Here is a 7086-nt window from a genome sequence, read left to right on the forward strand (position 1 = left end):
GGTTCTGCTTTCCCGGTGAGGCTCGTGCCGAGGATGTTGTTGTCGAGGGATGGTGCCCGCCACCCCGGCCTACAGGTCGAGGCGCTACTCACTCGGGGACACGTTCACGGAGCCGCCCGGGCGCTTTAGGGGAAAGCGTCTCCCGCGCCGGCAGCAGCGACGCAAGCGACTGCAGTTTGCCGCCCGCACGTAGATGACGGAATGTCCTGTGCCCAAGCGAGGCATTGTTTCTACCCGCACGGACGAGTGGGCAATCGAGCCTGTCTGTGGGCGTCAGTGCCCGCGCTCGATCCATTCGGCCAGATATGGGGCCTCGGTGCTGATCGTGGTGCCGTCGCCGTGTCCGGTGTAGACCCGGGTGTCCTCGGGAAGGGTGAATAGTCTGTTTCGAATGGATTCGATGATCGTCGGGAAGTCGGAGAACGATCGGCCCGTGGCGCCAGGGCCACCGGCGAACAGCGTGTCTCCGGAAAACAGCGCCCTAGCCTCGGGAAGGTGCAGGCATATAGAGCCGGGTGAATGTCCCGGTGTGTGGATCACTTCGAGCACAGTCCCTGCGACGGCGATCCGGTCGGCGTCTGCCGCTTGCCGGAACAGCTCGCCGGGGTGGCTCATCTCCCACAGCTCCTGGTCACCGGGGTGCAGGAGCACCGGCGCGGACAGGTGCGTGCCGAGCTGAGGGGCGAAGGTGACGTGATCATTGTGCCCGTGGGTGCACACGACCGCCAGCACGTTCCGGTCGCCCACCGCCTCGACGATCGGCTTCCTATCGTGGGCCGCATCGATGATCACGACTTCGCTGTCGTCACCGATGAGCCAGACGTTGTTATCTACATCCCACGTACCGCCGTCGAGTTCGAACACGCCGGTGGTGACGATGCGCTCTATACGCACGCTGCTCACAGGACCACCACCGAGCGAAGTACCTCACCGGCGTGCATGGTGTGGAAGGCCTTCTCGACCGCATCGAGTGTGATGCGCTCGGAGACGAACTTCTCCAGCGGCAGCCTGCCCTGCTGGTACAGGTCCACGAGCATCGGGAAGTCACGCTCGGGCAGGCAGTCGCCGTACCAAGAGGACTTCAATGCGCCACCGCGGGAGAAGAAGTCAAGCAAAGGCATCTCTAGGCGCATGTCGGGGGTGGGCACGCCGACCAGCACGACGGTGCCCGCGAGATCCCGCGCGTAGAAGGCCTGCTTCCAGGTCTCGGGACGCCCCACCGCGTCAATGACGACATCCGCGCCGAACCCGCCGGTCAGGTCGGTGACCGCAGTGACGACATCGGACTTGGCTGCGTTCACCGTGTGCGTGGCGCCCAGCTCGATGGCCCACGTCAGCTTCCGCTCGTCGCGGTCTACCGCGATGATCGTAGATGCCCCGGCCAGTCGCGCCCCGGCGATCGCGGCATCGCCGACTCCGCCGCAGCCGATCACGGCTACCGAGTCACCCCGGCTGATAGCACCGGTGTTCACCGCGGCACCGAGTCCGGCCATGACGCCGCAGCCAAGCAGCCCGGCGACTGCGGGATCCGCGGACGCGTCGACCTTGGTGCACTGTCCGGCGTGGACCAGTGTCTTGTCCGCGAACGCGCCAATGCCTAGCGCCGGGGTGAGCTCGGTGCCATCCACCAGCGTCATCTTCTGGGCGGCGTTAAATGTGTCGAAGCAGTACTGCGGACGCCCTCGTTTGCAGGCACGGCACTGCCCGCACACAGCCCGCCAGTTCAGGACCACGAAGTCGCCGGGTTTCACTGACTCGACGCCCTCCCCGACGCTCTCGACGGTGCCAGCGGCCTCGTGGCCGAGCAGGAACGGGAACTCGTCGGTGATGCCGCCTTCCCGGTAGGTAAGATCGGTGTGGCATACACCGCAGGCGGCCACCGCGACGACGACCTCGCCCGGTCCCGGATCAGGAACCACGATATCGGTGAGCTCGACCGGATCCCCCTTTGAACGGGCGATCACACCGCGGACGTGCTGTGGCATCAGGGTCGTTCCTTTATCACTCGGCGAAAGACAGCGCTCGGAAGCAGCTGTACGCGAAGGTAATCCCGTCCGACGGTCCTGCGGCCTCGTCGTCAGACCAGGAAAACCTCTACTTTTGACCAGGAGCGAGTCTGCTCTACAGTGACTGGAATGCCCACCGCACCGCCGCCAGAACCGGCAGTCGATCTACGTGGCCTGCGAGATGTCATCGATGGCCCACTGCACGAGATTGCCGCCCGCCTCTCCCGATTCCTCTCCGAAGCCTGGCCGCACACCGCCCTCGTCATCTTCACCCGCGAGTGCACCGGACGGCCGCGCAAAGTCGCCGGGCCAATCGAAGTGATCAACAAGGTCACCATCGACGAGCTAGAAACACTCAAGTCAACCGTCGAACCCGGTCAGGCCACGCGGACGACCGCACCGATCAGCGGCACCCGACGGATGGTATGGGCGGTACGGGATCCGGTCGACACGCTCCTCGTGCTCATCCCCCGCCAATCCCAGCAGAAGTTCTCCCAGGCCAGACTCCTTGCCGCGATCTTCGGCATCATCGCAACCTCGATCCGGCAACAAGTCGCCCAAGCCAGCCCGGACTACCTCGCCGAATCCCGCGCCGCCTCAGCTGAACGCGCCCGGACCATGGCGGAGATGACCGCCGCGCACGAAACCGCGCTCGTCGCCATACTGAGCACACTCCGCTCAAACAGTCTCGGCGACAACCAAGCCCGGCTTGCCGCCGCTGACATCGCTTCCGCCGCACTGGTCGCGCTGCGCTCGGCACCGATATCCGACCGAGCGCTGTCCGAAGAGACCGCGCCGGCGGCCTTCGCCGAGCTCCGCAAGGAAATCCGGCACACACTACGCCATCATGAAGCACAAACCGAGTTCGTAGCGCCGTCCGACACCGGCTGGCCGCTGCCCGGCGAGATTGCGTATGCAGCACGAGCAATGACCCGCGCCGCCGCACTCGCGTTCACCACGCAACCCGGACTGACCCGCCTGCGGATCGCCTGGACCTGCGACGCCACATCGCTACGCATCGATGTCCGCGACCAGCATTCCGGCGACCTCGACACGGCATCCCTGTACCGCCAGCTCCAGGGCCGGGCACGCACCCTTGGCGCCACCATCGACCTCGAAGCGGTATCCGGCTGGGGCAGCCGTGCCACGATCAACCTCCCTCTCGACGCCCCGCCCGCCCCTAACGACGAGACCCGGCTGACCCGGCTCAACCGCCGGGAACAGCAGGTACTGCGCCTGGTCGCCCAGGGCAAACGCAACAAAGCCATCGCCGAAGCCCTCGGCATTTCCGAAAGCACCGTCAAATTCCACGTCGCCGGAGTGCTCCGCAAACTCGAAGTGACCTCGCGCGGCGAGGCCACGGCACTAGCACTGAACACGGTACTCACCGCGACGGAAGGCGCGCCACCACCAGGCTAGGAGGCTTAGAAGTCATCTCATTTGGCGAGTCTGCGGTAACAGATGAGGGTGCAGGCGATGCTGGTGAAGGCGAGGAAGTGGTCGGCGGTGCGCTCGTAGCGGCGGTGGAGGCGGCGGCAGCCGGCGAGCCAGGCGGTTGGGTCGGCCGCGCGGTGAGGGGCTCTCCGTGAAGCGTGCCCTGTTCCGCGCGGCCTCCCGCCGAACCGGACATGACGGTTTCCCGGTCATCCGGCTCTCCAGTGACTACTGCGTGAGTGGTCTGGCTGGCCGTTCTGAGTGGATACGATCATGGCAGGTGTCGCAGGCCACGACGGTTTTGCGTCGCCGGTGAAGCATGACGCGCGCCCAGTCGGAAGGCTGCCATCCGGCATGTGCGAGGGCGGCAAGAGCGCGGACGTGGTGCACTTGCACGTTGCCCTTGCTTCCGCAGATCTCGCAGGTGTCCGCCAGGAGTCTCGCGATGAGTTCCTTCTGCGGATAGTCCACCCGAACCGGCTCGCGATCGGCGAGTTCCGCCGATCGCTGCCGTTGGAGGGGAATTCCACCGAACCGTGCCACCAGCGGTTTCCTGTTCTCCCGTTCGATTCGTGCCTCGAAGCACGCCCGAGGCCCGTTGGACGTGTCAATTCTGGACTTGTGCTTGGCGGCCATCTTCGACACTGACGAACGGTGCTTGGCTGCGAGAGTCTTGAGCATGGATGTCTCCATGACCCATTGCAGCCGGTGCAGACGGAAGACATCTCCGGCGAGCAGGTAGTACTGGACAACACCCCGGTAAACAGTCCCGAAGGTCGCCACGATCGCATGATCGCTGCTGTTGATCAGGGCTGTCTTCTTCGCGGGTTTTCCGCGGGCGAGATAAGGGGCGCATTTGGCTTTGATCACGTCCCGTGGAACACGGAGTGCTATCTGACCGTTGACCCGACGGCAGCGGCCTGTTTTCTTCGTGTCGTTGTGCTGGGTCGTGATCTCGTAGCCGAGAAACCTTGCAGCCCCGGTGCGGGCATGAGTGATCAACGTCTTTTCCTGGAGCCTTTTCCATCTGTACGGCTGGCGGGTGAGGTTGGGGGGGCGGCGTTGACGGTGGCGTGACGAACGGGGCATCCCGTTGGTTTGGAGAGTCGCCAAACATAGCCTCACCAGCGGAGATGCCCCGTGTTCCTCTATCCTGCCGCATGCGACCTCGACGAGGAGCTCCTCGAACTGGTGACGATGGCGATCGTCGCCTGTGACGGTGACCGTGCCTGCAAGCTGCGCCCGTACGACCGGGCCCGGTGCACGCTGGTCTACCTGCGCAAGCACGACACCCTCGAACAGCTCGCCGCAGGGTTCGGTATCGGTGTGGCCACGGCCTGGCGCTACACGAACGACACGATCGAGTGCCTCGCTGCCTTCGCCCCGTCGTTGACCGAGGCGCAGGAAGCTGCTGTGGCTCTCGCCCGCCCTGCCCGGAGGCACCCACGACGTGAAGGCCGCCCGCGAGCACGGCATCATCGACACCTGCGCGCAGATGGATCTCGAGGCCCTGGCAGACAAAGGGTACGTCGGCGCCGGCGGCACGGTCATCACCCCGATCAAGCGCAGGCCGAACACCGAACTCAGCGACAAGCACAAGAAGTCGAACAGGGTCCACGCCGCACTGCGGGCTCCCGTCGAGCGGACGATCTCCCGGATCAAGCAGTGGAGGATCTTCCGCCACGCCCGCACCAGCCCGAACAGACTCACGTCAGCCGCCGCAGCGATCCTCACCCTCATGATCTACACATGAAAAAGGCTCATGGGACAGCTCCAGCTTGAGTTCGTCACGCAGGAACTGGGCCAGTCGTTGTTTGATCTGCTCGGCCTCGGCTTTTGGTCCGGTGAAACCGAGGAGGTGATCGTCCGCGTAGCGTGTGTAGCGCAGCCTGCGATATGCCGGATCGTCGGGATCCGAGCTCGGCAGGCTGACCATCCGCTGACGCAATGCACGGGCCTGGACCCGGTCGCCGCGCCGGCGGGCTTTCGCCAGCAGATTCTGCAACTCCAGGTAAGCCAGGTTTCGGGCCCGGCGATCTCCTCGGGTGTACTCCGGAATCAGAACCGTCTCGACAAACTCATCCAGCTTGTGCAGGTAGATGTTGGACAAGATCGGGGAGGCCACTCCGCCTTGCGGCGCTCCGGAGAGTGTGGCGCCCCACCTCCAGTCCTCCAGGTATCCGCTGTCAGCATGTTGCGCACCAGCCGCAGAAACCGCTGGTCATGGATCTTCTCACCGAGGATCGACAGCAGGACCTGATGGTCCAGGCTGCCGAAGCAGTCGGCAATGTCCCCTTCGATGAACCAGGAAGTCCCGGTCCAGGTGTGGTCAACCTCCCGCAATGCAGTATGGCAGCCCCGACGGGGATGGAATCCATGAGAGCGGTCGGAGAACGTCGGCTCGTAATACGCCTCCAATAACAAGCGGATCACTTCACCGACGAGCTTGTCCGACCAGGTCGGAAGCCCCAGCGGACGCATCTTCCCGTTCTTCTTCGGGATATGGATGCGTCGGACCGGACGGAAGCGATAACGCTCATGACGCATTGCCTCAATGATCCGGTCGATCTTCCGCTGGGACATGCCGTCCACAGTTTCCGACGTGGCCCCGGGCGTCATCGCGCCATGATTGGCATAGATGCGACCGTAGGCCAGCAGATACAACTGCGAGTTGAACAGTTGCCGGTACAGTTCATCACACGGCAGGCCACGCCTGCCGCGTTCACGCAGGACACCCAGCACCGTTTTGGCGCTTTGCATTCCGCATACCTCCCGGGTTCGAGTGTCCGAATCACCTGGCCCCCTTCGCCCGATGTGGACGGCTTTCCCGTCCTCCCTGACCGGTCGTTACTCCGGCGACTACTACGGGGCCTCCGTCGCCATAGGATTCGCATCCCGTAGGCGATCCCACGTTCGTCTCTATCTGTACGTTCTAGCGCGACTTAGGCGTCCCACTCATCTCCTTGAATGTCCTCGCTGGACATCGCTCCGCACCCCGAAAGTGCACCAGGCCACAATGAAACCCAGGGCAGAGCACGGCGCCGGTTTCAGTTGTCTTTCCGGCGGATGAGAACTTGCATCTTCTGGAGATTGGGCTTCAAACAATCCAGTCTTCGCCATATCGCACGGGCCGCCCAGCGCACCGTCTCTGACAACTGAGCCCGGTCACTAGTTTTCTGACATGCTGTTGTCCCCTTCACCTTTCGGATCCAGGTAAGTCATCCGGCCCAGGAACCTCCTTCCGAATTCCTCCCGGCTGAGCCGGGGATACAGACAGAGCGCCTCGTGGCGCACATCGTGCGCTCGATGGTCCAGCGGTGGCGGCCCAGTCGCTGCGAGGTCTCGATTCCTTCCGTGCGATGCGGTGGGTGATGCCGCGCCCGCGTAACCATCGCCGCAGGTGGGAGTAGTCGTAGCCCTTGTCGGCGTGGAGCTTTCCCGGCCTGTGTCGCCGCCGGCCTCGGCGGGAACGGATCGGCGGGATGCCCTGGACCAGGGGGACCAGCGTTTGGCTGTCGTGCAGGTTCGCGCCGGAGATTCCGGCGGACAGGGGCAGACCGGTCCGCTCAGTGATCAGATGGATCTTCGAGCCGTACTTGCCCCGGTCGACAGACATCCCACGCAGGTAGCGCGTCAAGCGGCTTGT

Annotated in this window: 4 protein-coding genes and 3 pseudogenes; 2 read left to right on the forward strand and 5 right to left on the reverse strand. The window is 64.3% G+C overall.

Translation table 11 applies throughout. The features are described from left to right. Positions 1-273 precede the first annotated feature (273 nt). Both AC07CM_RS50005 and AC07CM_RS50010 read right to left on the reverse strand, forming a co-directional pair. A complete protein-coding gene (locus AC07CM_RS50005) occupies positions 274-903 on the reverse strand; it encodes an MBL fold metallo-hydrolase (RefSeq protein ID WP_478883225.1) in 630 nt (209 codons plus the stop codon). Next, a complete protein-coding gene (locus AC07CM_RS50010; protein WP_478883226.1) occupies positions 900-1985 on the reverse strand; it encodes an S-(hydroxymethyl)mycothiol dehydrogenase in 1086 nt (361 codons plus the stop codon). The genes AC07CM_RS50005 and AC07CM_RS50010 overlap by 4 nt, the downstream gene beginning before the upstream one ends. A gap of 150 nt (positions 1986-2135) precedes the next feature. Here AC07CM_RS50010 and AC07CM_RS50015 point away from each other — a divergent pair, with 150 nt between their 5' ends. Further along, positions 2136-3425, forward strand: coding sequence for a helix-turn-helix transcriptional regulator (locus AC07CM_RS50015; RefSeq protein WP_478883227.1), 1290 nt, complete (start codon positions 2136-2138; stop codon positions 3423-3425). Positions 3426-3668: 243 nt separating this feature from the next. Here AC07CM_RS50015 and AC07CM_RS50020 read toward each other — a convergent pair whose 3' ends face one another. Continuing rightward, positions 3669-4442 carry a group II intron reverse transcriptase/maturase gene (locus tag AC07CM_RS50020; RefSeq protein WP_478883228.1) on the reverse strand — a complete coding sequence of 258 codons (774 nt, stop codon included), beginning with the start codon at positions 4440-4442 and terminating at the stop codon, positions 3669-3671. A 138-nt stretch (positions 4443-4580) separates the two neighbouring features. Here AC07CM_RS50020 and AC07CM_RS50025 point away from each other — a divergent pair. Beyond that, a pseudogene (locus AC07CM_RS50025) lies at positions 4581-5193 on the forward strand (transposase). Positions 5194-5199: 6 nt separating this feature from the next. On the opposite strand, the pseudogene AC07CM_RS50030 reads toward AC07CM_RS50025, so the two are convergent. Together AC07CM_RS50030 and AC07CM_RS50035 are read right to left on the reverse strand one after the other, a co-directional pair. After that, a pseudogene (locus AC07CM_RS50030) lies at positions 5200-6200 on the reverse strand (reverse transcriptase/maturase family protein); the annotation flags it as partial. Between the two features lie 533 nt (positions 6201-6733). Beyond that, a pseudogene (locus AC07CM_RS50035) lies at positions 6734-7086 on the reverse strand (transposase); the annotation flags it as partial.

The sequence above is a fragment of the Streptomyces sp. NPDC044061 genome, from assembly GCF_056434305.1.